Origin of the sequence: Streptomyces katrae, assembly GCF_000966975.1 — a bacterium.
In the GTDB taxonomy this organism is placed as follows: Bacteria; Actinomycetota; Actinomycetes; order Streptomycetales; family Streptomycetaceae; genus Streptomyces; species Streptomyces katrae.
Genome location: NZ_JZWV01001157.1, coordinates 1 through 1351 on the forward strand (window position 1 = coordinate 1; position 1351 = coordinate 1351).

The 1351-nt window shown below is 75.4% G+C and carries 1 protein-coding gene and 1 pseudogene; one reads left to right on the forward strand and one right to left on the reverse strand.

Annotation, left to right across the window (positions count from 1 at the left end):
* Positions 1-639 precede the first annotated feature (639 nt).
* Positions 640-858 carry a hypothetical protein gene (locus VR44_RS34140; protein WP_045951525.1) on the forward strand — a complete coding sequence of 73 codons (219 nt, stop codon included), beginning with the start codon at positions 640-642 and terminating at the stop codon, positions 856-858.
* Between the two features lie 35 nt (positions 859-893).
* Here the strand turns inward: VR44_RS34140 and VR44_RS34145 are convergent.
* Positions 894-1351 (reverse strand): annotated as a pseudogene (locus VR44_RS34145) (DMT family transporter); the annotation flags it as partial.

Consider the following 1351-nt stretch of genomic DNA (forward strand, 5'->3'; position numbering starts at 1 on the left):
GTCACGAACCGGTGGCCCGTCCCCAGCGTCCGCCAGGTGCCGGATACGGAGAACAGCTTCGCGGTGGACCCCGGGATGAAGAACTGCCCCGGGAACACGCCGCGCACCACCGGCCCGCCCCCGGGCCCGGTCTGCAGCAGCCCCCACTGGGCGTGCCGGTACTCCGGCTTGCGCATGATCTCTACGATCGGACGGGGCAGCCGCCCCGCTTCCCCCGGACCCGACGACGAGGGCGACGGCGGCGGGGGATCCGCAGCCGCGCGGGCCACCGCACCCGACCCGGACACGGCCAGCAACAGCGCGGCGCACCCGGCCCCCACCCGCCGCCGCAACGCGCCACACCGGACCGGATGTCCCACAGCGCACTCCGTTCGCCGCGGCCGCCTTCGCCGGAAGCCGGGAGTCCGACACCTGCGCCCAGCCTGGCACACCCCGCGACGCCCTGCACGTCACCCGGACGGCCGTCAAGCCCCGAACTCCAGGGACGTGACGGCACACCCCCGCGAGCGGCCCAATGGAAGCCCAGAAGACGCCCACCAGGCGCCCCCTCCTCCTCCACTCCTCCCCTCTCTCCCTCCCGAGCGTCGAACCGAACCCAGGCGGATCGCGCACCACGCCTGGCATTCCCAGGAGCTCCCCATGATCCAGACGAGTCAGCCCTTCCGCGTCTCCCTCCTCGCCGCCGCCATGGAAGCCGGTGCCGTACGCGTGGCCCCCGGCACGTTCGCGGCCTCCAGAACGCCCGGCTCCGGAAACACCGAGGTACCCCCGCGCCCACAGGCCCCGACGGCGGACGGGAGGTGGAACACCCTCGTACGGAAGGGGAAGGCGGCGGCGGTCATCGTCCTCGCCCCGTGACGGCCCGCCCGCCGCGAGCCCCGCGCCGCCCCCGGTCACGTCGCCCCCGCTTCCGCACCCGCGTCCGACCTGGCCAGGGCCAGGACCCCGGCGCAGATCAGGGCCAGGCCGAGCAGCTGGGGCAGCAGCCACCAGTGCGTGCGCAGGTGCTCCTCGTACAGCAGGACCCCCAGGGCGACGCTGACTCCGGCGTCGCCCAGCGTCAGGGCGGGCTGTGAAGCGACCAGCGGCCCGCCCTGCATGGCGTGCTCGAGGAGCAGGACGGCGCAGATGCCGGCCGCACCGAAGGCGTACGTCTCCCAGGCCGTGAGGAACGCCCCGATCCCGCCCCCGCGCAGGATGTGCACGGCCGACTTCATCAGGGCGGCGGTCAGCGCGTAACAGACGGCGGTGGCCGCGCCCAGGCAGCCCGCCCGCATCCGCCCGGGCGGCCGCCGCAGCCCCGCCGCCGCCAGCACCGCCACGGCCCCCGCACACGCCGGCAGGGCCAGCA